Genomic DNA, 23,818 nt, shown 5'->3' on the forward strand with positions numbered 1-23,818 from the left:
ATGTTATTAACGGTATTGTCATGTGATTTTTTTAAAAAAGCAGATGAGCAAATTCCGGTTGCTAGAGTAAATGAAACCTATTTGTATTACGATGATATCAAATATTTAGTATCTGAGGGAACATCAAAAGAAGATAGTACTTTGGTAATACAGAGTTTTATTAATCGTTGGGCAACGCAACAGTTATTTGTAGATGGAGCTATGCTTAATCTAAGTGAAGAAAAGCAAGAAGCGTTTAATAAATTAGTGGTTCAGTATAAAAACGATTTATATACCAAAGCATATATAGAAGCTTTAGTTAAAAGAAGTATCGATACCACAGTTAATAAAGAAGAAGCTCAAGATTATTATGATGGTAATAAAGAAGTTTTTAAACTAAATGAAGAGCTTCTTAAATTTCGTTATATACATGTAGATGAAAATATTATTGATTTTAAAAATATTAAAGAAAAGTTTAAACGTTATAATGATGAAGATAAAAAAGAATTGGACTCTATATCTATACAGTTTAAATCCTATTCATTAAACGATTCTATATGGATAAAATTAACTCAGATAGTTGATAAAATTCCGGTAGTTACCCCCGAAAATAAAAATCAACTGTTAAAAAAATCTAATTTTGTACAACTCAAAGATTCATTAGGAGTATATTTGATGCAAATTAATGATGTTTTATTGAGAAATGATAATGCTCCCCTTGAGTATGTTAAACCTACCATAGATCAAATAGTTATTAATAATAGAAAACTTGAGCTTATTAGAGAATTAGAAAAAGACATAACAAAAGATGCCATTAAAAATAAACAATTTGAAATTTACGATTAATTTGAAACATATATCAGTTTTATGCATAGCCTTACTAATAGTAAATGTTATGTCTGCACAGGAAATTATTGAAGAAGAAGCAAAAAAAGAAGTCGTTAAGAAAGTAGATTCAACGCTTACGCAGAATGCTAAAAAAGTGGATGGAGTTGCCGCCGTTGTAGGTGATTATATTATTTTAGATTCTGATGTGCCAAGAGAAAGAGAGCAAATAATAGCGTCTGGAGGCTCGGTAGAAGGCGTTACAGATTGTCAATTATTAGGAAAATTACTGGAAAATAAATTATATGCACACCATGCCATTCAAGATAGTATTCAAGTATCCGATGCAGAAGTTAGGCAGGAAGTTGAATATACGATTCAGCAATTTTTACAGCAAAAACCAGATATAGATGAGCTTGTTAAATTTTATAAGCAAGAAGATGAAAAAGGCTTAAGGGATTATATATTTGAAATTATTAAAGGAAATAAACTTTCTGGCAAGATGCAAGCTAAGATTGTTGAAGAAGTTGAAATAACTCCAGAAGAAGTTCGCATATTTTTTGATAAAATACCAGAAGATGAACGGCCTGTTTTTGGTACCGAACTTAAAGTAGCCCAAATTGTTGCTAAGCCAAAAATATCTGAAGAAGAAAAACAAAAAGTGATAGATCGTCTAAAACAATTCAAAGTAGACGTTGTTGAAAATGGTGCTAGCTTTCGTTCAAAAGTCGTTCTTTATGGTCAAGATCCAGGCATGAAGCAGTCAGGATATATTTATACATTGAACAGAAAGAAGCCTAAGATGGTAAAAGAGTTTAGGCAAGTAGCTTTCTCACTTCAAGAAGGGGACGTGTCGGATCCTTTTGAGACAGAATATGGTTATCACATAGTATATTGTGAAAAAATCAGAGGCCAGGAATATGACGTAAGTCACGTTTTGTTATTCCCAAAAGTTTCAAGTGAAGCCGTAAAAGAAGCTAAAGAACGTTTAGAAAATGTAAGGAAGCGTATTGTTGATGGAGATATTACATTTGCGGATGCTGCAAGAGAATCGAGTGATGAAAAAGAAACGCGTGGCGATGGTGGTCAACTTATTAATCCAAGAACTCAAGATTACAATTTTGATTTGACAAAAATGGGTCCTGAACAATATGCACAGATCCAGAATTTAAAAGATAATGAAGTGAGTCAGGTTTTAACAGAACAAGATCGCAAGGGGAATCTTTCATTTAAGATTATGAGGGTTACAGACAGAATAGATGAGCATGAAGCCAGCTATGCAAGAGATTATTTAAAAATTAAAGAATTAGCACTTACCGAGAAAAAAATTAAGGCTATTGAAAAATGGCAAGAAGAAAAAATATTAGATACATATATAAAAATTAGCGGATCACATAGAGGTTGTGAATTTTCAGGTAATTGGTTAAAAAAGTAAATATATGTCTGATGTAGTTGCTATCGAACAATTTGTAAAACAATATAAAGATTTAAAAACTGAAATTGCGAAGGTAATTATTGGGCAAGATGATGTTGTAAATCAAATTTTAATCTCTATATTTTCAGGAGGACATTCATTACTTATAGGTGTTCCTGGATTAGCAAAGACCCTCATGGTAAATACTATTGCACAAGCATTAGGGTTAGACTTTAAGCGTATTCAATTCACTCCGGATTTAATGCCAAGCGATATATTAGGGAGTGAGATTTTGGATGAAGATCGTCATTTCAAATTTATAAAAGGACCTATTTTTTCAAATATTATTTTAGCCGACGAAATTAATAGAACCCCACCAAAAACACAAGCGGCTCTTTTAGAGGCTATGCAAGAAAGAGCAGTTACTGTTGCTGGACACCATTATAAATTAAGTTTACCATATTTTGTTTTAGCAACCCAAAATCCTATTGAGCAAGAAGGAACTTACCCATTACCTGAAGCGCAATTAGACCGTTTTATGTTTGCAATCAATTTAGATTACCCTTCTTTTAAAGAAGAAGTAGAAGTCGTTAAAGCCACTACTTCCGATACTCAGGCTAAAGTTAATGCTTTGTTTTCGGCGCAGCAAATAATCGATTTCCAACACCTTATTCGTCGTATTCCAGTAGCAGATAATGTTATTGAATATGCAGTTTCCATGGTAAGCAAAACAAGACCTAACGGAAATGTGGCAGCAGATTTGGTTAAAACATATATAGATTGGGGAGCAGGACCAAGAGCCTCTCAGAATTTAATTTTGGCAGCGAAAACACATGCAGCTGTTAATGGTAAATTCTCCCCGGATATTGAAAATGTTCAGGCTGTAGCGAATAGTATTTTAAGGCATAGAATCATCAAAAACTACAAAGCAGAGGCCGAAGGTATTTCAGAAGAAGAAATCATTAAGAGTCTGTTTTAAATTTTTGTACATTGAGGTCATATCGATGTATATAAATAGTAAGCATAGAATTTTTGGATTAGATATTATTAGAGCATTAGCTATTTTATTGGTTTTATGCTCACATTCTACACTGTTACTTTTTCCAAATCAAAATAATGTATACCTAACTGTCACTCAGTTTTTCGGAACAGTTGGAGTAGACCTTTTCTTTGTTTTAAGTGGTTACTTAATTGGAGGGATCTTGCTAAAACAGATCAATGAAGGAAAAGTAACGGTTAAAGACTTTCTGTATTTCTGGGTACGAAGGTGGTTTAGAACTTTACCAAATTACTTCTTAATTCTTATTTTAAATATTCTGCTCTTTTATTTTTTACATGAAAAAATCATCGAAAATATTTTTTATTTTTTTGCTTTTTTACAGAATTTTTCAAGCCCACACCCGGGCTTTTTTACAGAAGCGTGGAGTTTGTCCATTGAGGAGTATGCCTACATAGTTGGCCCTTTAGCCCTACTTATTTTAATGACCTTTTTTAAAAATTGTTCTAAAAAGACTTTATACATAGTAATGTCGCTGGTCATCATAATTATAATAACTTTTTTACGCATAAATTATCATACGAATCATGATATCATTTCACATCACGATTGGAGTAAGCACATAAGGAAAGTAGTTATTTATAGAATAGATAGCATTTATTATGGTTTCCTTGCTGCATTTTTAGCGCAAGTATTTCATTCAGCTTGGAATAACTATAAAAAATGGTTTTTAGTACTAGGGATATTGTTATTTATTGGATTGCATAGCTGTGTTTTCTTATTTAATATGCAACCGGAAAATTCCCAATTGTTTTTTAATGTTTTTTACTTACCATTATTATCAATAAGTCTATTGTTGTTTTTTCCTTTTTTTAGTAGCTGGAAAACAGGTGGGCCTTTTAAGAATACAATCACTAAGATAAGTGTCCTGTCCTATGCTTTATACCTTATTAACTATTCTATAGTGCTGCTTACAATTCAAAACTTTATTAGTGTAGAGGGGACACCATTGGTGATCAAATTTTTAATTCTCTTACTGTATTGGTTTTTATCATTTGGATTATCATATTTATTATTTAAATATTTTGAAAGACCAATGACTAATTTAAGAGATTCAAGTTTTTTTAAATGAATAAGGAGATTTATAAGAGCTATGATTTATTCCGATAGAAGAAAAGAAATGTCTCTTTTTAATCGATTAACTTCTTCGTCAACCAATATATTATAAAACCCTCTTATGGATTGTTTTTTATCAACCAAGGAAACATAACTGCTGTGATAAAAATCAAGGCCATCTTTTTTAGGCTTAAAATCAGTTATAAATTGATTAGCCTGATCTCTGGTTTTATCAGTATTAGCATATAAAAACTGCCATGTATCATTAGGAATTTCCGTTGATTCTGAGTAAGATTTTAAAACGGAGATGCTATCATTTTTTGGATCGATTGTATGCGAAACGATCATAAAATGATGGTTATTTTTAAAGGCTTTAGCAATGTCTATTAATTCATCCCTCATTGGTGGACAAATACTTGGACAGCGCGTAAAGAAGAAATTTGAAATGAAGACTTTATTCTCGATATTTTTAGTGCCAAAAGTTTCATTCAGTTGATTCGTAAATCCTTCGTATTTAATTGAATAATGTGTTTTATTTCCTGAGTCATCAATCTTATAACTTAAAACAGGAAGCTTTTCTGAATTGTTTTGACAACTCAAAATGAGCAATAAAATAAGAACCCTAAGAAGTTTCATCTGGCTTTTGATTGTATCTTTTTAATTTTTCATCCATCTCCTTGTCATATAAAAACATAAACATACTGGCCATCATGTCTTGATTAATATTTGAGGTATTATTCGTTTTTAAAACTAACTCGTATTTGTGATCGGAATAAAGTTCAATGCCTTTTTCACCAGAAAAATAGGTAACCTCCTCGAGGCCTATTTTATTTATATAATTTTTCGCTTTACTAACAAATAATGTAGAGTCAATAGTTTTGTCTCTAAAAGATAGAGTTTCAGAAAAAGGATGTAAATGAGTAGCAATAAGGTGTAAAGTGGTGTTTTCTGATAATTGTAACTGTTCAGTAATATCTGTTTTATAAATAGCCTCACCTGGAAAAATAACCCAGTGTCCAGAATAAGAAATACCATCTTTATAAGTATAACTATGATTTTTAGTCTCAATAGGTAAACACATATTTGGGTTTTTTGTAGTTGGACCATCATAAGGGTTTTCGGAATCGTATGGTAAAACAATCATAACTGGTTTTGTCATAATTGGTTTCATATTTTCGTTGTGCTTCTCATAGCCAATATTTATTTCATGTTTAACAGAAAATGCATCTCCAACAATATTATGATTTAGAGTTTGAGTGGTTAAAAATAAATTTTCGTTACTAAAAACAGGAAAGCCAAAACCTTTAGGAAGTCGATAATTTTCAATACCACTAGTCATTGTTGTTAAACGTGGATATTGTGAGCCAATTCTATGATTTAATCCCCACCTCCCATAGTGTTCACTATCATAAAAATCAATATTTGTGTGACATATAAAGTCATTTGAAATGTCGCTATCTTCGTTGTTATTTATGGCTTTAGTTTCAAAAGAAGTTATCCAAAGTAAGTCTGATTTTTTAGAATTTAATTGAAATGGTTTTATTACTTGGGGCCCTTCCATAGATTTATATATATTATCAATTACCATCGTTGGAGTAATTAGTGAAATAGAATGATCTTTTGAAGTTATATTCCATGTATTGTCAACGAATCCAAGTTTGTGAGACAGGTATGTTTTTACAATAGCTTTATGTCTATTAGAAAGATTTAGATAATAGAGACCGGCAATTGTAATTACCAATAAAATTAGAAAAACAAAATATTTTGTTACTTTAGATTTCATTTAAACCATTTCATTATTAGAATAACGAAAATACTAATTAAAACAATAGAGTAATAATGTCAAAAAGGTTATTGATTAGAGTATTATTAATTATTAGTTTCGTAATTCCATTAATATTAAGTTTTTCTGTTTGGTTCTCAAATAGAGGATTTCCAACTACACCATTATTTTTTAAAACTTTAGAATTTAATTATTATATAGATGTATTGCTATTAATAGTTTTTTGTGCGTCAGCTGTTTGGTTTCTTTTAAAAGATAAGGGGAGCGGAGGCTTATGTTTTTTTCTTATATACATTTTATTGTCTGTTTTTGATCAAACACGAATTCAACCTTTCTTTTTTGAAATTGCCATAATTATTTTCTTTTACTATTTATTTAGGAATAATTTTAATCATTTTAAAATGGCCTTTTTCCTGCTTATGGCAGGTACTTACATTTGGAGCGGTTTACATAAAGCCAATGTTGTTTTTTATGAATTTTGGTTTGAAGGCTTAAATAAAAGAATACCATTTATCCCCGTTTTTTTTAGACAAATTTTTACTTGGTTAGTGCCTTTTATCGAGGCATTATTTGGAGTGGCATTACTGTTTAATAAAACTAGAAAACTTGGTATTTATATGTTAGCACTCATGCATGCAATGGTTTTAATAACCTTGATTTATAGTGGTGTAGGTTTTACTGTATTTCCATTAAATATGATTAATGTTGTATTGCTTTTTATGCTATATAATGGTTTTGATTGGAATATATTTAAATTAAGGAATAGCAAGAGCATAAAAATAAAAATCGTTGCTTTTTATGCTTTAATATTACCAGCCTTAAACCTGATAGGTTATTATGATCATTTATTGGCATTTAGTTACTTTTCCGGCAAGCCATCATATTGCAATATCTTTTTTTTAAATAAAGAAGACAAAAGTAAAGTTCCTGAAAAGGTTCAGAGCATTATAAGAGAGCACGAAGGAAGATATTATATAAATGTAAATGAGTGGAGTCTTGTTTACGTAAATTTATTATGTTATCCGGAAGATCGTGTTTATTTATATTTACAAGATTATTTAGAAACGTTTACAGGGACGAAGACAACCTCCTTACAGTATTATAAAAAATAATATGAAGCAAAGAGTTTTTGGCTTAGATTTAGTTAGAGCAATTGCTATAGTCATGGTTGTTTTTTCACATGTTGCATGGATAATCCCTAAAGACAAGAAGTTAACATTGGATGTCTTGAGTGTTTTTGGGGTTCTTGGTGTAGAAATCTTCTTTGTACTCAGTGGGTTTTTAATAGGCAGAATTATATTTAGAATATACACTTCTGATGATTTTAGTTTTTCGAGTATTTTTTATTTTTGGATCAGGCGTTGGTTTAGAACGTTACCAAATTATTATTTAGCATTACTGATTAATATTTGTGCAGCTGTTTATATTGGAATGACACTACCAGATGGTTTATGGAAATATGTTTTCTTTATTCAAAATTTTTCATCGGAAATGCCAAGGTTTTTTATGGAGTCATGGAGCTTATCTATTGAAGAATTTGCATATCTTTTATTACCATTATGCTTGTTTTTTACACTTTTTATAAAAACAAAAATTTCAAAGCCTAATACGTTTTTAGGGATGACGCTTCTAATTATTTTTCTATTTATTATTTCAAAGACAATTTACAATTTTAATGAGCCAGTTCGAACATTGATTAATTGGAATAATAGCCTTAAATCTATCGTTATTTATAGAATAGATGCTGTTTATTACGGTGTATTAGCTGCTTATATTTCAATTGTAAAAACGAAATTTTGGAAGCGCATAAAATATACTTCTTTTGGTTTGGGAATGCTTCTATTTTTAAGTTGGAATGTATTAATGTTAATCAAAGCAGTGCAAATTGAAGAATATTCTTTTGTATGGAATGTATTATATCTCCCAATGAACTCTATTATAATCATGTTAATGTTTCCTTTGTTAAGTCAAATGAATACTGCTCCTGAGTTTATTTTGAAACCTATTACTTTTATTAGTGTTATTTCATATGCCATATACGTTATACACTATTCTGTAATATTACAATTACTTAAATACTTTATACCCTCTAATAATTTACCTGATTTTGATATTATGGTCTATATCATAGTATATATATCCTCGACTATCTTGATATCTTATATCATTTATCGATTTTTTGAAAGCCCAATAACTAAATTAAGAGATTCAAATTTTATCAAAAAAAGATTTATTTAATAAGAAGACTTATTAAATCATCAATTTTATTCATTTTTTAGTGATAAAACGTAAGTCATATTAATTAATAATGTCACTATAACAAATTAATATTATCAGGTAATGTATTGCACCGTTTATTTTTAAAACTTTGTTTTTATTTTGTAATTTGCATGACTTTTAAATTAACTGATACTTAAAATATTTTTTATGGCATTTGACATCGATATGATTAAGGGTGTATACACCAAAATGGTTGAACGCGTTGATAAAGCGCGCGAAATAGGCGGAAAACCATTAACACTTTCTGAAAAGATTTTGTATTCTCATCTTTGGGATGGGAATCCTACAAAGACATTTGTAAGAGGAAAGGACTATGTAGACTTTGCACCAGATAGAATAGCGTGTCAAGATGCGACAGCTCAAATGGCATTATTACAGTTTATGCAAGCTGGAAAATCTAAGGTAGCTGTGCCTACTACTGTGCATTGTGATCACTTAATACAGGCGAAAGAAGGTGCCAAAACAGATTTAAAACATGCTAACGCAGTAAGTAGTGAGGTATTTAATTTTTTAGAGTCTGTTTCTAATAAATATGGTATCGGTTTTTGGAAACCAGGAGCTGGGATTATTCACCAAGTAGTTTTAGAAAATTATGCTTTTCCGGGAGGTATGATGATAGGTACAGATTCTCATACAGTAAATGCAGGTGGATTAGGAATGGTTGCTATTGGTGTTGGAGGTGCTGATGCTGTAGATGTGATGGCGGGTATGGCTTGGGAATTAAAGTTTCCTAAACTAATAGGAGTCAGGTTGACTGGTAAATTATCTGGTTGGACAGCTCCAAAAGATGTTATTTTAAAAGTAGCTGAGATTCTTACTGTTAAAGGTGGAACAGGAGCTATTGTTGAATATTTTGGTCCAGGTGCTACATCTATGTCTTGTACAGGAAAAGGTACTATTAGTAACATGGGGGCTGAAATTGGAGCGACTACATCAACATTTGGTTATGATGATTCTATGGAGCGATATTTACGTGCCACAGATAGAGCAGATGTTGCAGACGCTGCAAATAGTGTAAAAGAATATTTAACTGCTGATGCAGAAGTGTATGCAAATCCTGAGCAATATTTTGATCAGGTTATTGATATAAATTTATCTGAATTAGGTCCCCTTTTAAATGGACCTTTTACACCAGATTTATCTACTGAAGTAGGCTCAGCAATGACGGAAAAAGCAAAAGCTAACGATTGGCCAGTTAGAGTAGAATGGGGCTTAATAGGTTCTTGTACAAATTCTTCTTATGAAGATTTATCACGTGCCTCTTCCATTGCTCAACAAGCTTTAGATAAAGGGTTGAAAATGAAGGCAGAGTTAGGTATTAATCCAGGTTCTGAGCAAGTTCGTTATACGGCTGAAAGAGATGGTATTCTCAATGTGTTTGAGAAATTGGATGCTAAAATATTTACGAATGCATGTGGGCCTTGTATTGGACAATGGGCTAGATATAGCGATCCTAAAAATGCACCTAAAAACAGTATAGTACATTCGTTTAATAGAAACTTTGCTAAGCGAGCAGATGGCAATCCAAATACACATGCGTTTGTTGCTTCTCCAGAATTAACAGCCGCAATAGCTGTTGCAGGACGTCTAGATTTCAACCCACTTAGAGATAAGTTAATTAATGAAAATGGACAAGAAGTTATGTTCGATGAACCAACAGGGTGGGAATTACCACCAAAAGGTTTCGCTGTAGAAGATGCTGGTTATGTAGAACCAGTTGCAGATGGAAGTAGCGTAAAAGTATCTGTTAGCCCAACATCAGAAAGGTTACAATTATTAACACCATTTGAACCAATTGGAAATGAAATTAAAGGTGCTAAATTATTAATTAAGGCATTTGGTAAATGTACGACAGACCATATATCTATGGCTGGACCTTGGTTGCGTTTCCGTGGGCATTTAGATAATATTTCTAATAACTGTTTTATTGGAGCTGTTAATGCGTTTGGACAAAAAACAAACTTTGTTAAAAACCAACTAACAGGTGATTATGCTGGTGTTCCAGATACGGCGAGGGCTTATAAAGCTGCTGGAGTTAAAACCGTAGTTGTAGGAGATCATAACTATGGAGAAGGTTCATCTCGCGAACACGCAGCTATGGAGCCTAGACATTTAGGTGTTGCTGCTGTTATTGTAAAATCATTCGCACGTATTCATGAAACAAATCTTAAAAAACAAGGGATGTTAGGATTAACGTTTGCTAATGAAGCAGATTACGATTTAATTCAAGAAGATGACACATTTAACTTTACAGATTTAAATGCATTTACTCAAGGAAAACAGCTAACTTTAGAAGTAGTTCATGCGGATGGAAGTAAAGATATTATTATGTTAAATCATACCTATAACCAATCTCAAATAGAATGGTATAATGAAGGATCTGCCTTAAACTTGATTAAAAAACAAAATGCTGTATAATTAACAGTATTTTATTTATAAGTAAATCCAGCTTTTTAAGCTGGATTTTTTGTTTTATCATAATAAATAAAATCATTTATAATTGTATTTTTACTAAAACACTATATATGAATTCTAGAACGGCTCAACTAAAAGCTTTTGATAGGTTGTTAACTATCATGGACGAACTTCGAGACCAATGTCCGTGGGATAAAAAGCAAACTATGGAAACTTTACGTCATTTAACAATTGAGGAAACATATGAGCTAGGTGATGCTATTTTAGATAATGATTTGGATGAGATTAAAAAAGAATTAGGAGATGTGTTATTACATATAGTTTTCTATTCAAAGATAGGAAGTGAAACGAATGATTTTGACATTGCAGACGTTTGTAATAGTATTTGTGAAAAGTTAATTAGTAGACATCCACACATTTATGGTGATGTTAAAGTTGAGAATGAAGAAGATGTAAAACGAAATTGGGAAAACTTAAAGTTAAAAGAAGGAAAAAAAAGTGTTTTAGAAGGTGTACCTAAAAGTTTACCTGCACTAGTAAAAGCAAATAGAATACAAGAAAAAGTAGCTGGCGTTGGTTTTGATTGGGAAGCACCTAATCAAGTTTGGGAAAAAGTAGAGGAGGAGTTAGCAGAATTTAAAACAGAAGTACAATCTGGGAATCTAGATGCGATGGAAAGCGAATTTGGAGACGTTATGTTTTCTATGGTAAACTATGCCAGATTTTTAGATATCAACCCAGAGAATGCTTTAGAACGCACTAACAAGAAATTCTCTAAGCGCTTTCAATACCTAGAAGAAAAGGCTAAGACAATTAATAAACCTTTAAAAGATATGACTTTAGCAGAAATGGACGTTTTTTGGGAAGAAGCAAAATTGTTATAGTGTCTGAATAATTCAAAATATGAATTTTTTACAAAAATTTTCAATTCTCATTTGTGATCTATGAATAAAACTGCCATTATTATTGGTGCTGGGCCAGCAGGATTAACCGCAGCTTACGAACTAATTAAGCGAACAGATATAAAGCCCATAGTTGTAGAACAATCCAATAAAATAGGCGGTATTTCTAGAACTGAAGTATATAAAGGAAATAGAATTGATATTGGAGGACATAGGTTTTTCTCCAAGTCAGATATCGTGATGCAATGGTGGCAGCATATATTACCTGTACAAGGTGCTCCTGCTAAGGATGAGTTTAATTTTAAAAATGAAGTTGATAAGAAAAAATTATACAGAAAATTAAAAACAGATGGACCTGATCCAGAAAAAGTAGATAAGGTGATGCTTATAAGATCTAGGTTATCGAGAATCTTCTTTTTAAGAAGGTTTTTTGATTATCCGATTTCTATAAATTGGGAAACAATATCTGCCTTGGGGTTTATAAAGCTCGTTAAGATAGGGTGGACATATTTGTTAATTAGAGTTTTCCCAATCAAAAATATAGAATCGCTTGAAGAGTTTTTTATCAGCAGATTTGGTAAAGAGTTATATGAGACATTTTTTAAAGATTATACTGAGAAAGTATGGGGAACACCATGTTCAGAAATCTCAGCTAGTTGGGGAGCACAAAGAATAAAAAAATTATCGGTCTCAAGAACAATACTTCACGCTATAAGATCACTTTTTATAAAAGCAAAGACTATAGAACAAAAGAAGACAGATACTAGTCTTATTGAACAATTTATGTATCCAAAGTTGGGACCAGGTCAAATGTGGGAAACTGTGGCTAAACTAGTGATTGATGGAGGTGGACAAATAATTATGAATAGCAAAGTGACCAGTATATCTTTTAAGGATCATCAAATTAAAGAACTGGGATATTCAGACTCTAATTCAGATTCGATAATGACTTTAAAAGGCGATTATTTTTTATCTACAATGCCGGTTAAACACCTTATTAAATCAATGGGGAAAAAGGTCCCATCTGAAGTGCAACGAATAAGCAAAGGGTTACAATATAGAGATTTTATAACCGTAGGGATTCTTTTAAATAAACTAAAAATTAAAAGTGCTAATAAAGGATTAATATCAGATAATTGGATCTATATTCAAGAAAAAGAAGTAAAAATAGGAAGGTTACAAATATTTAATAATTGGTCACCATATTTAGTTGCTAATGATGACAAAGTATGGATAGGGCTTGAATATTTTTGTAATGTAGGAGATGAGCTATGGCAAAAAGAAGATGATGAGTTTATCAAATTTGCAATTAAAGAATTAGCAAGCATAAATATTATTGAAGAATCTGAAGTGATCGATAGTACCATTATAAAAGTTCCTAAGGCCTACCCAGCATATTTTGGAACTTATTCTCAATTTAATGAAATAAGAAATTTTACAAATAAAATAGAGAACCTATTTTTAATAGGAAGAAATGGTATGCATAAATATAATAATCAAGATCATTCTATGATAACAGCCATAACTTCAGTTAATAATATTATTAATGGAGAATTGTCTAAAAATAATATATGGGATATAAATCTAGAGAAGGAATATCATGAAGAAAAATAATTTATATATAATATTAAATAATCCTTTATATATTTCGATTTTTCTTTTTGTTGTATTGTGTTATATAGCCCTTTGGCCATACATGGGATATGATGAAGGTCTTTGGACATACATTGGTAGGGTTTGGAATAGAAACGGAATAAGACCATATATTGGTGTTGTAGAAAATAAAACACCAGGAGTTTTATTTTTGTATGCTCTTTCTGATTATTTATTTAAAGGCAGTATATTATTCATTAGAATTATTGGCGTCTTATCAGTAGTTATTTCTTCGAATATTCTTTTTTTGATAGTAAAAAAACTTCATACTCAGCAAGCAGGAGTATTTAGCATGTACATATATGGATTTACAATGAGTTGGATCATGATGGATGGATTTGCTTTTGCTCAAACAGAGACTTTTATGGTTCTGTTCTCTATTATTTCTTTCTATTTTATAATACTCGGAAGGGATACTAAGAACATTAATTTATGGTTGTTTTTAAGCGGGATCTCTATGGGATTTGCAATAGCATTTAAACAAATTGCTTTAACAACTTTTATAGCATTAACCATATCTTTTTTAGTGCTTATAGCCAAAAATTCATCTAAAAAACATAAACTATTTGGGATCTTTTTAATGGGTTCTGGAGTTATAGCATCAACATTGTTTACTTATTTTATTCTTTTTATAAATGGAGTGCCATTCAATGATTATATTGAAGGTGCTTGGTTAATTCTATTAAATTCAGGTTCTAGAACTCAAGGTTTAAAAGATCATTTTAATAATTTTATTACTATTTTTTTGTCTTCTAGAATTACATGTTTTTATCCTTTTGTTGTTTTATTTTTTCTTCAAAGAAAAAGAAAATACTTGAAAAGTGAATACTTTTGGATATTGATAATATGGTTATGTTTTGATTTTATAGGCGTGAATGCATCTGGATATTATTACGGACATCAAATAAAACAACTTATTCCTGTTTTGGCAATTATTACAAGTATTGTATTAGTTGATATAATAAATGAAGAATCATATAAAGACGTAATAAAAAAGTATTCTACAAAATTTATAATAGCAATAATTATATTGTTTTTTCCATATGAACAATTAATTAGAACAACAAACTTGTTATTGAATGTTTCTCAAGCACCATATGAGGAAATAGGGAATTGGATAAAAGGACAAACAGAGGAATCTGATTATATATATATAATTGGAAATGATTCAGATCTGATCAAATCACTTTCATTCTCTAATAGAATATCGTCAAGTAAGTATCTTAACTCATTATTTATTAATGGAGAAAAGGAAAGGAGTATAGTTTATTCAGATTTAATGAATAAACCTCCTAAATTCATATTAAAAGAAGAAAATGACACTTTGAGTGTAAAAAGATTAGGAAAAGAAATTACTAAATTAGTAAATGATCATTATAGCTCATTTACTATAAAAAAGGGAGCCGAAATTTTAAAGAGAAACTAAAGTAAGCCTTTACCATTAAATTTTCAGAGAATGTACTGAAAAAGACTGATTTATTCATGGATAACTGATAAACGATAAAGTATTGACATTTCATCCTTTTAAATTATCATTTGGTGTATAAAGTTGATTAATCAAAAATATATTTCTTTAAATTGTATATTTTTAATTATCAACTTTTAAATTGATGTTTTGTAGAATAAGTACTTTGTTAATGCTTTTGGTCTTTTTCGTTATTGCTAATAGTAGTGCGCAAAATATTGCTCCAACTTTATCTGCAACTGGGAACCAAGTGTACTGCCCTTTAAGTCAGATTAATATAGTTACTGATTTTAATATTGTAGATCCAGATGATACAGGAATAGATGCGTTATTTGTTCAGATCTCAACAGGATATCAGTCAGGAGAAGATACCTTGTTACTAACCGGAACACATCCAAATATTATTACATCGTGGAATGCTCTCGAAGGAAAACTAACCTTAGAAGGAATGGTGGCTGGACCTGTTAGCTATGTTGATTTAATTGCAGCAATAAAAGATGTTGTGCTTCAAAGTACAAGTACAAGCCCATTAGATAAGTCTTTTTCAATTACTATTGGAGACGCTAATTATTTACCTTCTACAGACCATTATTATGAATATGTACCTTCATTAGGTATTACTTGGACAGATGCTAAAACTGCCGCAGAAGCCAGAACTTATTTTGGAATTAAAGGGTATTTAGCAACAATAACATCTCCAGAAGAAGCGCAATTATCAGGAGAACAAGCTGCTGGAGCAGGGTGGATAGGAGGTAGTGATGCAGGAACTGAAGGCGTTTGGAAATGGGTTACTGGCCCTGAGGCTGGCACTATATTTTGGAACGGTGGTATTAATGGCTCAACTCCAAATTATGCCAACTGGAATACAGGAGAACCCAATCAAGTAGGGGATGAGGATTATGCCCATGTAACTGCTCCAAATGTTGGTAGAGCAGGTTCCTGGAATGATTTGAGTAATACAGGTGCTCCATCTGGAGACTATCAACCAAAAGGCTATATAGTTGAATATGGTAGTCCATCTGAACCAAGTCTTAATATATCAGCAAGCACAAGTATTTATACTGCTAGTATTATAGATAACAAAGGGAGTTCTAGGTGCGGTGATGGAACGGTCACCATTGAAGCTACCCCTTCTTTAGGCGCCACTGTATTTTGGTACGATTCAGCAATTGGAGGCACTCAATTAGGCTCTGGAAATTTATTTACTACACCAGTAATTAGTACAACAACAACATATTATGCTTATGCATCTATTAATGGGTGTCTTGAAGGTGATAGAACGCCTGTTCTTGCAGAAATTATAACAATTCCAACTATATTGTCTGTTGATGATGCTATAGTATGTGAATCAGGTTCAGGAGTTTTAAGAGCAACATCATCATCAGGAGTTGTAAATTGGTATGCTTCTTTAACCGGAGGTGCCTCACTTTTTACAGGAAATAACTTTACCACACCAGTTCTTTCCAATACAGCGACTTATTACGTCGATGCGACGTTTAATGGTTGTACAACGGCTTCTAGAACTCCAGTAACTTTAACAGTACAGAAAACACCACCACCAATAGCTAGTGTATTACAAACTTTTTGTGATATTCAAGATGCAACAATTTCAGATTTAATTGTTACTGGTATTGCTATTCAGTGGTATACAACAAGTACTGGAAGCGTACCATTAGATAGTACTGAAAAATTAACTAATACTACCTATTATGCAGCTCAAACGATTAATAATTGTGAGAGTGTATTAAGGTTTGCTGTTGATGTAGAAGTTTATGAGACAGTGGAAGCGCTTCAGCCAGCTAATATTCCTATTTTGCACGCATGTGATACGGATGTAGATGGGGATGATACGAATGGTTTTTCTACTTTTGATTTAACCTTAAATGAAGCTATTTTATTAAACGGAAAAACTGCTGCAGACTTTACTTTTTCTTATTTTATTGATACTGCTTATAATACTCCAATTCCAACACCTTCTAATGCTTTCGAAAATACGATTAAAGATGGCCAAACTATATACGTGAGAATATCAAATAATATTGATAGCAATTGTTATACGGATATTTCTTTCGATATTGAAGTAGATGTATTGCCAGTAATTCAATCTGCAATTGTATTTAAAAACTGTGATGAAGATGGCACCCCTGATGGAATTACCGATTTTAATCTAAATGAAGCTAACGATGTTATTACGAATAATAATGCTTCCAATTTAACTATTACGTATCATTTATCGATGATAGGTGCCAATACAGATACTGATATGGTCAATAATGCCATGTTATTTAATAATTCAACCGCAAATACCGTTTATGCACGAGTAGAAAACCCTAGTGGTTGCTATCGGATTTCAACTGTTAATTTGCAAGTTTCAACAACTTCATTTCCGTTAAATTATTTTGAAACATTGGAATTTTGTGATGATGATGATACCATTGATGGTTTGCGTGAGTTTGATTTAACGCAAGCTTCAGCATTATTTATTGCTCAATTTCCTTTAGGGCAAAACTTAAGTGTTCACTATTTTAGAAACTTAAGTGATGCACAATTAGAACAGAACGAAATTGTAACTCAAACCAATTATGTAAATGAAGAAAGTTTTGAGCAGATTTTGTATGTACGTGTTGAAAGTGATGATAATGGAGATTGTTTTGGGCTTGGACCTCATTTAGTTTTAAAAGTAAATCCAAGACCGGAATTTGAAGTGGATCAAACGGAAACCTACTGTTTAGATAATAACCCCATCACGCTAACAACCTTTAACCCAAACGGTAATTATACTTACGAATGGCAAGATGAGGATGGAGCGGTTGTAAGTAATTCATCAGATGCAACAGTTGTTTCTGGAGGAACATATAATGTTATTGCTACATCTGGTTTTGGTTGTGAGTCTTTTCCCGTTTCGTTCACGGTTGTTGAATCTGCAAAGGCTAGTATTGATATAGATGATATTACTATTGTTGAGTTATCTGATAATAATAGCATAGCTATTAATAATGATAATAATAATTTAGGCATAGGTGATTATGAATTTGCTTTAGACAATGAATTTGGCTCCTATCAAGATGAACCCTTTTTCGATCAAGTAGGTGCTGGATCACATACTGTTTATGTAAGGGATAAAAAGAAATGTGGTATAGCCAAATTAGATGTGTTTATTCTTGGATTCCCTAAATTCTTCACCCCTAATAATGATGGAAGTAATGATACGTGGCAAATAAAAGGTATAGAAACAGATTTCTCCAATGCATCGGTTGTGAATGTTTATGACAGATATGGTAAATTAGTTAAACAACTAAATGCTAAAAATGGTAAATGGGATGGCACATTTAATGGTAGTCAATTACCAACGTCTGACTATTGGTTTGTTGCACAACTTATTGACCAAACAGGTGTTAAACGTATTTACCGTGGGCATTTTAGCCTAATTAATTAACTAAAATTGGGCTTTTAAAAATTATATATTATATAACAGTGTTTTTTGTTTAGTTAATAAACCAGACTAATTAAACCCAATTTTGAAATTCAATAGTTACTGTTAATATAACTCCTTAATTTTTTGAAGCTTGCTTTTCCAAAGCTTTAGAGATTCTTTGTGTGTTTTAATATTTTGATGAACTTCTTTTACAAGCGGGTTATCATCGTTAACATTTGTGAAAAACTGTAAATTGTTTTCTAACTGATTGATTTGACTTTTTACTTCATCAATTTTTTTACGAATAAAAGAGCGTTCATTGTCTAAATTTCTGTGATCATCATCAGAAGTATTAATGCTATCAAGTTTGTTTTCAAACTTAATCATTTCAACTTCATTTTTATCCATATTTAAGCTTGTGAGTAAACCATCAATAGTCTTTTGAAATTTACCTTCAATATATCGTTTATCATTTGGTACTCTTCCAAGAGTTCTCCATTGTGTAATCTGCTCTTTTATAATTGCTAGATTCTTATCTTTAGTATCAGTTAATTTTAAATCTTTAAGCGCGCTTAAGAAATCGTGTTTTTTATTAAAAGCATCTATGTTTTCTTGATTTGCAGCATTTCTTTTAGCATGCAACTTATCAAAATAACTGTTGCACGCGGATTTAAATTGTTTCCAAATTTTATCACTGTCTTTTCTAGGGACATGTCCGATTTTTTTCCAATCACTTTGGATTTTCTTCATTAAAGGCGTTGTTGCTTCAAAATCATCACTGTCCTTATTATCTTCTGCTATTTTAATTAAATCTAGTTTTAGCTGGAGGTTTTTATACTGTTCTTTTTTAAGCCCTTTATAAAAAGCATTTTTTTGTCTATTAAAAATACGTACAGATTCTTTAAACTTAGCCCAAGTACTTTCATTCAATTTTATAGGAACTTTTCCGGCATTAAAAAAGGCATTACGTAGTTCTTCAATCTCTTTAATTTTCTTTTGCCAAGAGCTATGGGATTTACTTTCTTGTGTATTTATAGCATTAATGTTAGCTATAATTTCAAGCTTAGTTTCAAGGTTTTTTTCGTAAACTTTATCTATTTCTTGATAGTAAACTTGTCGTTTATCATTAATAATTTTTGTTGCGGCTTTAAAGCGTTCCCAGATTTCTTCTCTATGTTCTCTACCCACAGGACCAAGCTCTTCTTTCCACATTTTATGTAACTCTTGTAGCTCTCTAAAAGCCCGCATGACATTGTCATCTTGAGCTAACTCTTCAGCGCGATCAATAATCATTAACTTTTTCTCCAAGTTATGTTTGAAATCTAAATCGCGTAGGTCTCTATTTAAATGCAAGAAGTCGTAAAATATCTCCACATGGTGATGATAACTATTCCATGCGTTATTATACTTATCCCTTGGAATAGGACCTGTTGTACGCCAGCGTTCTTGTAATTCTTTAAAGTGCTTGTAGGTTGTATTTATATTCTCTTCAAGATTAATTAAGCCTTTTAACTCTTCGATGATCTCCAACTTATTCGCTAAATTTTGCTTTAAGTTTTTTTCTAAGCTTTGGTAATGTTCATTTAATCTTCTTCGATATTCTTTATATGCTTCTTTAAATCTTTTTTGAACGGGGGAAGAATAATAAAAATCTATTTCGTTGCCACCATCATTCAAAAACTCTTCTTTTTTCTCGTCTATTAGAGCTTGAAATTTGGTTTTAAACTCGGCATTTATATTATCTACATGAGATTTTATAGCTTGTACCTTTTCATTTTTTAAAAGCTTTTCTAATTCAATAGCAAGGGCTTCTAAAGACATAGTATCGTAGTCTTTAACTTCAATTGTATGTCTCTCTTTATTGCCTTCGTCTTCTGCATCTTCTGCATTAGATTCTTCTATTTCATTAATAACTTCATCACCTTTTTCATTCGTTTCTGAAGTTTTGGCTTCTGCTGCTTCTTTCGCAACATTTTCGTTCGCATCTGGGATTTCAATGTTTTCGCTCGCAACTTCATCAACTGTTTCCTCAGAATTGACAGTATCAGCCTTTTGAGTTTCATTAGATTCTAATGATTCATCATTCGTTAAACCATTATCAGGTTGGCTTACAGTTGCGTTATCTTCGTTGCTTTCTTCTTTTTCTGTAGTTTTAGCTTCTGTATCAATCTCAATATTTTCGCTTGTATTAGGGGCTTCAATGTCTTCATTAGTAACATTATCAACAGTTTCATTGGTATTAACTGTTTCCCCAGAATCGACAGTATCAGCCTTTTGAGTTTCATTTGATTCTAATGATTCATCATTCGTTGAACCATTATCAGATTGGCTTACAGTTGCGTTATCTTCGTTGCTTTCTTCTTTTTCTGTAGTTTTAGCTTCTGTATCAATCTCAACATTTTCGTCTGTGTCTGGGATTTCAATGTCTTCATTAGTAACATCATCAACAGTTTCATTGGTATTAACTGCTTCTTCAGAATCGACAATATTTGCCTTTTGAGCTTCATTTGATTCTAATGAAGAATCGTTCGTTAAGTCAATATCAGATTGGCTTACGGTTGAATTATTTTTGTTACTTTCTTCTACTTCTTGTAGTTTATCAATATCAGACATTTTAAAAAATGTTAAGGTTCATCAAATTACTTAAGACTTTAAAGATACTAACAAGTCTTATTATTTACAAAGATTAAGAAGGGGTTTTAACTATTGTAAGATAGGTCTTACTGTAAATTCCATATAGACCAAGCTTTTTCTGCTTGTAATTTTAACATATTAAGTCCATTAATTGTCACTGCCCTATTTTGTTTGCCCAATTTTAAGAATTTAGTTTCTTCGGGATTATATATTAAATCGAATAGAATATGGCGGTTTGTTATAGATTGATATGGAATATTCGGGCAATCGTCAATATTTGGAAAAGTGCCTAGTGGTGTACAATTTATGATTATTTGATGTTTTTTAATGTCATCTTCAGTCAAAGAATGGTAAGTGAAACCAATTCCTTTAGACTGTTTTCTCGAAACATATTGATAAGAAATACCTAATTTTTTTAAACTGTAAGCAATTGCTTTACTCGCTCCCCCAGTTCCTAAAATCAAAGCTTTTTTGTGATGCAATTTTAAAAAGGGTTCTAGCGTTTTTTTGAAACCATAACAATCTGTGTTGTAGCCTACTAGTTTTCCTTTTTTAGTAATTTTTATAGTGTTTACAGCACCTATGGCCTTCGCTTTTTTATTTACTTTATCAAGATATGGAATAACGACTTCTTTGTATGGTATTGTGACATTTAAGCCCTTCAAATTTGTAGTATTTTTTATTATAGAAGGGAATAAATTGATAGTTTCAATATCGAAGTTTTCATAGGTTGTATTTGTTATTTGTTCATCTTCAAATTTCTTTTTGAAATATGCTCTTGAAAAAGAGTATGATATATTTTTACCTAAAAGACCTAATTTATTCATGTGTTTTTCTAGTTTTTTGACCATACCATTCTAAGGCTAATACAATAGCGATTCCGAAAAAAACGAATGCTATTGCATAATAAGTTTCTGTATTTAATTCTGGAATGAAACGCTTATAATTTTCTATTATTTTTTGGCCTGTTGAATCTAATATAAAATGGCCATCAATAGTCGTTTTATAGATTGTTTCTTTCCATGGCCATACAACACCCAGTGATCCAATAATAAAGCCTATAATGGTAGATGTTGTAATATTTTTATAGTATTTGAGAATATAGCTTAGAACATGAGAAAAAGTAACTAAGCCTGTTACAGATCCTAATGTGAAAATCGCCAGAACTTTAAGCATTCTTATGCGTTCAGTATTGTTAATAAAGGAGAAATTGCCCCCTAAAATCTCATAGAAGGTATCATAAAGAGCATTTACCGAATCTACGAGTAGTAACACATAGTTGCCAAGTAAAATTAGTATGAAAGAGCCTGAAAAACCTGGGAGTGTCATACCAGATACACTTATGATACCACAAAAAAACACAAACCAGAGATTGTCGTTTTCTTTCGCGGGATTAAAAAAGCTAATACTTAAGCCCAATATAATCCCTAAGGCTAGTGAGCTATAAGTTTTATAATTCCTACCTCTAAAGTCTTTGTTGATGTAATAAATAGAGCCTATAATCATTCCAAAGAAAACACTCCAAACATAAAGTTCATAGTATTTTATTAGATAATCTAAAACTTTAGAAACACTAAAATAACTAATAATCATTCCTAAAAAGAGAAGACTTAAAAAACGACCGTTTATATAATTAAAAAAACTTTTATATCGACCGTTTATAAGTAATTTGAAAGCTTTACCATTTACCTTTTTAAGCGAATAAATAAACTCTTCGTAAAAACCAGCGACAAAGGCAACGACACCTCCAGATACGCCAGGAACTTTATTGGCAGCTCCCATGCCCAATCCTTTTAGAATGAGAAAAATTTTATCAGTAAATGTTCTGGTGCTTTCCATTATTGTTTTTTTGAACCTATTTTTTCTAAAATGAAAATAGTTAAAAAACCAATAACCATTAAAATGATAGCAAACAAAAGTTGGCTTTCACCATTGAAAGAAAGAGGAGAAATGCTTTCTTGTAAAACGGGTGTTTTTATGCCTTTAGAGTTAGTGTGCCATGTTATGGTTTCTTTCCATGGCCATACTTTATTTAACGATCCAAAAATAAAACCGGTAAGTAATGCTAATGTAATATTGTGATAATGTTTGAAAAGCCATTTTAAAACATGACTAAAACTAAGTAATCCTACTATAGCACCACCGGCAAAAATCAATATTTTTTTTATGTCCATATCATGGATAGCATCGCTAAGTGTTTTATAAGCTCCTAGAATTATTAATATAAAGGATCCTGAAATACCGGGTAATATCATAGCACAAATAGCAATAGCTCCAGCAAAAAATAAAAATAAAGGGCTTTCATTTGTTGCTAAAGCAGGAAGTCTCGTAATATAAAAAGCTATACCAGCACCAATAATTAAAGCTACGATTACTAATATATTCCATTTAGAAATTTGTTTTCCAATAAAATAAATACTAGCCACTATTAATCCGAAAAAGAAAGACCAAATTAAAACAGGGTGATTTTCTAACAAATATTTGGCAAGTTTCATAAATGACACAAAACTTATTATAATACCTGACGCCAATGCCAGTAAAAAGTTTCCGTTTAATTGTGCCCAAAAAGCTTTTAAACCTTTAGCGAAAAGTGTTTTAAAAAGAGACACGTTTATATTACTAATCGACGAAATTAATTCTTCGTAAATACCAGATATGAATGCTATAGTGCCGCCAGAAACACCTGGAACAGCATCGGCCGCTCCCATGGCTAAGCCTTTTAAAGAAATAATTAAATAATCGGTTAATCGTCTTTGCATATTCTGATTTTTAAGCTAAAATCAAAGGTATACATTTTAACCCAAATTATGTATTAGAAAATCTATTACAACTTAAAACAACTGCAAACCATAACGCTTCTCTACTTTTATAAATTTCAGCATAACATCGCCATGCTAAAATTTATAAAAAGTCATAGTTTTTTGTGGTTTTAACCTTCAT

Annotated in this window: 17 protein-coding genes; 11 read left to right on the forward strand and 6 right to left on the reverse strand. The window is 31.3% G+C overall.

Going from position 1 to position 23,818, the window contains the following annotated elements:
* Genes Q4Q47_RS23040 through Q4Q47_RS23055 form a run of 4 tightly spaced genes read left to right on the forward strand, consistent with a single transcriptional unit; the run spans position 1 to position 4,347 of the window.
* On the forward strand, positions 1 to 825 hold the full coding sequence (locus tag Q4Q47_RS23040; protein WP_303309082.1) for a peptidyl-prolyl cis-trans isomerase: 825 nt from the start codon (positions 1 to 3) through the stop codon (positions 823 to 825).
* Positions 788 to 2,239 carry a peptidylprolyl isomerase gene (locus Q4Q47_RS23045; RefSeq protein WP_303309083.1) on the forward strand — a complete coding sequence of 484 codons (1,452 nt, stop codon included), beginning with the start codon at positions 788 to 790 and terminating at the stop codon, positions 2,237 to 2,239. The genes Q4Q47_RS23040 and Q4Q47_RS23045 overlap by 38 nt, the downstream gene beginning before the upstream one ends.
* A 4-nt stretch (positions 2,240 to 2,243) precedes the next feature.
* Positions 2,244 to 3,197 carry an AAA family ATPase gene (locus tag Q4Q47_RS23050; protein ID WP_303309084.1) on the forward strand — a complete coding sequence of 318 codons (954 nt, stop codon included), beginning with the start codon at positions 2,244 to 2,246 and terminating at the stop codon, positions 3,195 to 3,197.
* 25 nt (positions 3,198 to 3,222) lie between these two features.
* Positions 3,223 to 4,347 (forward strand): acyltransferase family protein, encoded by a 1,125-nt coding sequence (locus tag Q4Q47_RS23055; RefSeq protein WP_303309085.1) that lies wholly within the window; start codon positions 3,223 to 3,225, stop codon positions 4,345 to 4,347.
* Positions 4,348 to 4,373: 26 nt separating this feature from the next.
* On the opposite strand, the gene Q4Q47_RS23060 is transcribed toward Q4Q47_RS23055, so the two are convergent.
* The gene (locus Q4Q47_RS23060; RefSeq protein ID WP_303309086.1) at positions 4,374 to 4,967 is read right to left on the reverse strand and encodes an SCO family protein; all 594 of its coding nucleotides are present in this window, start codon (positions 4,965 to 4,967) and stop codon (positions 4,374 to 4,376) included.
* Positions 4,954 to 6,114: a hypothetical protein gene (locus tag Q4Q47_RS23065; protein ID WP_303309087.1), complete on the reverse strand. Its 1,161-nt coding sequence runs from the start codon at positions 6,112 to 6,114 to the stop codon at positions 4,954 to 4,956. The genes Q4Q47_RS23060 and Q4Q47_RS23065 overlap by 14 nt, the downstream gene beginning before the upstream one ends.
* A gap of 56 nt (positions 6,115 to 6,170) precedes the next feature.
* On the opposite strand from Q4Q47_RS23065, the gene Q4Q47_RS23070 reads away from it, so the two are divergent.
* From Q4Q47_RS23070 to Q4Q47_RS23100, 7 genes are all read left to right on the forward strand, one after another.
* Complete coding sequence (locus Q4Q47_RS23070; protein WP_303309088.1) at positions 6,171 to 7,226, forward strand: MauE/DoxX family redox-associated membrane protein; 1,056 nt, start codon at positions 6,171 to 6,173, stop codon at positions 7,224 to 7,226.
* Position 7,227: 1 nt separating this feature from the next.
* Positions 7,228 to 8,352, forward strand: a complete 1,125-nt coding sequence (locus Q4Q47_RS23075) for an acyltransferase family protein (RefSeq protein WP_303309089.1) — start codon at positions 7,228 to 7,230, stop codon at positions 8,350 to 8,352.
* A gap of 189 nt (positions 8,353 to 8,541) precedes the next feature.
* A complete protein-coding gene (locus Q4Q47_RS23080) occupies positions 8,542 to 10,812 on the forward strand; it encodes an aconitate hydratase (RefSeq protein WP_303309090.1) in 2,271 nt (756 codons plus the stop codon).
* Between the two features lie 107 nt (positions 10,813 to 10,919).
* Entirely contained in the window at positions 10,920 to 11,693 is a 774-nt protein-coding gene (gene mazG, locus Q4Q47_RS23085) for a nucleoside triphosphate pyrophosphohydrolase (RefSeq protein WP_303309091.1), read from the forward strand.
* Positions 11,694 to 11,753: 60 nt separating this feature from the next.
* Positions 11,754 to 13,325 (forward strand): NAD(P)/FAD-dependent oxidoreductase, encoded by a 1,572-nt coding sequence (locus Q4Q47_RS23090; RefSeq protein WP_303309092.1) that lies wholly within the window; start codon positions 11,754 to 11,756, stop codon positions 13,323 to 13,325.
* Entirely contained in the window at positions 13,312 to 14,790 is a 1,479-nt protein-coding gene (locus tag Q4Q47_RS23095; protein ID WP_303309093.1) for an ArnT family glycosyltransferase, read from the forward strand. The genes Q4Q47_RS23090 and Q4Q47_RS23095 overlap by 14 nt, the downstream gene beginning before the upstream one ends.
* A gap of 184 nt (positions 14,791 to 14,974) precedes the next feature.
* Positions 14,975 to 18,265: an Ig-like domain-containing protein gene (locus Q4Q47_RS23100; RefSeq protein WP_303309094.1), complete on the forward strand. Its 3,291-nt coding sequence runs from the start codon at positions 14,975 to 14,977 to the stop codon at positions 18,263 to 18,265.
* A 102-nt stretch (positions 18,266 to 18,367) separates the two neighbouring features.
* Here Q4Q47_RS23100 and Q4Q47_RS23105 read toward each other — a convergent pair whose 3' ends face one another.
* The 4 genes from Q4Q47_RS23105 to Q4Q47_RS23120 all read right to left on the reverse strand — a co-directional run bounded on the left by Q4Q47_RS23105 (position 18,368) and on the right by Q4Q47_RS23120 (position 23,637).
* Positions 18,368 to 20,857, reverse strand: coding sequence for a DUF349 domain-containing protein (locus Q4Q47_RS23105; RefSeq protein WP_331497788.1), 2,490 nt, complete (start codon positions 20,855 to 20,857; stop codon positions 18,368 to 18,370).
* Between the two features lie 107 nt (positions 20,858 to 20,964).
* Positions 20,965 to 21,705, reverse strand: a complete 741-nt coding sequence (locus Q4Q47_RS23110; RefSeq protein WP_303309095.1) for a shikimate dehydrogenase family protein — start codon at positions 21,703 to 21,705, stop codon at positions 20,965 to 20,967.
* Complete coding sequence (locus Q4Q47_RS23115) at positions 21,698 to 22,717, reverse strand: DUF368 domain-containing protein (protein ID WP_303309096.1); 1,020 nt, start codon at positions 22,715 to 22,717, stop codon at positions 21,698 to 21,700. The genes Q4Q47_RS23110 and Q4Q47_RS23115 overlap by 8 nt, the downstream gene beginning before the upstream one ends.
* Complete coding sequence (locus Q4Q47_RS23120; protein WP_303309097.1) at positions 22,717 to 23,637, reverse strand: DUF368 domain-containing protein; 921 nt, start codon at positions 23,635 to 23,637, stop codon at positions 22,717 to 22,719. Before Q4Q47_RS23120 ends, Q4Q47_RS23115 begins: the two co-directional genes overlap by 1 nt.
* Positions 23,638 to 23,818: the final 181 nt, after the last annotated feature.

Source organism: Flavivirga spongiicola (assembly GCF_030540825.1).
Lineage (GTDB): Bacteria > Bacteroidota > Bacteroidia > Flavobacteriales > Flavobacteriaceae > Flavivirga > Flavivirga spongiicola.

Coding starts and splice junctions, on each gene's coding strand:
- Q4Q47_RS23040 (WP_303309082.1), top strand. CDS start 1: ATGTTATTAACGGTATTGTCATGTGATTTTTTTAAAAAAGCAGATGAG.
- Q4Q47_RS23045 (WP_303309083.1), top strand. CDS start 788: ATGCCATTAAAAATAAACAATTTGAAATTTACGATTAATTTGAAACAT.
- Q4Q47_RS23050 (WP_303309084.1), top strand. CDS start 2,244: ATGTCTGATGTAGTTGCTATCGAACAATTTGTAAAACAATATAAAGAT.
- Q4Q47_RS23055 (WP_303309085.1), top strand. CDS start 3,223: ATGTATATAAATAGTAAGCATAGAATTTTTGGATTAGATATTATTAGA.
- Q4Q47_RS23060 (WP_303309086.1), bottom strand. CDS start 4,967: ATGAAACTTCTTAGGGTTCTTATTTTATTGCTCATTTTGAGTTGTCAA.
- Q4Q47_RS23065 (WP_303309087.1), bottom strand. CDS start 6,114: ATGAAATCTAAAGTAACAAAATATTTTGTTTTTCTAATTTTATTGGTA.
- Q4Q47_RS23070 (WP_303309088.1), top strand. CDS start 6,171: ATGTCAAAAAGGTTATTGATTAGAGTATTATTAATTATTAGTTTCGTA.
- Q4Q47_RS23075 (WP_303309089.1), top strand. CDS start 7,228: ATGAAGCAAAGAGTTTTTGGCTTAGATTTAGTTAGAGCAATTGCTATA.
- Q4Q47_RS23080 (WP_303309090.1), top strand. CDS start 8,542: ATGGCATTTGACATCGATATGATTAAGGGTGTATACACCAAAATGGTT.
- mazG (WP_303309091.1), top strand. CDS start 10,920: ATGAATTCTAGAACGGCTCAACTAAAAGCTTTTGATAGGTTGTTAACT.
- Q4Q47_RS23090 (WP_303309092.1), top strand. CDS start 11,754: ATGAATAAAACTGCCATTATTATTGGTGCTGGGCCAGCAGGATTAACC.
- Q4Q47_RS23095 (WP_303309093.1), top strand. CDS start 13,312: ATGAAGAAAAATAATTTATATATAATATTAAATAATCCTTTATATATT.
- Q4Q47_RS23100 (WP_303309094.1), top strand. CDS start 14,975: ATGTTTTGTAGAATAAGTACTTTGTTAATGCTTTTGGTCTTTTTCGTT.
- Q4Q47_RS23105 (WP_331497788.1), bottom strand. CDS start 20,857: ATGTCTGATATTGATAAACTACAAGAAGTAGAAGAAAGTAACAAAAAT.
- Q4Q47_RS23110 (WP_303309095.1), bottom strand. CDS start 21,705: ATGAATAAATTAGGTCTTTTAGGTAAAAATATATCATACTCTTTTTCA.
- Q4Q47_RS23115 (WP_303309096.1), bottom strand. CDS start 22,717: ATGGAAAGCACCAGAACATTTACTGATAAAATTTTTCTCATTCTAAAA.
- Q4Q47_RS23120 (WP_303309097.1), bottom strand. CDS start 23,637: ATGCAAAGACGATTAACCGATTATTTAATTATTTCTTTAAAAGGCTTA.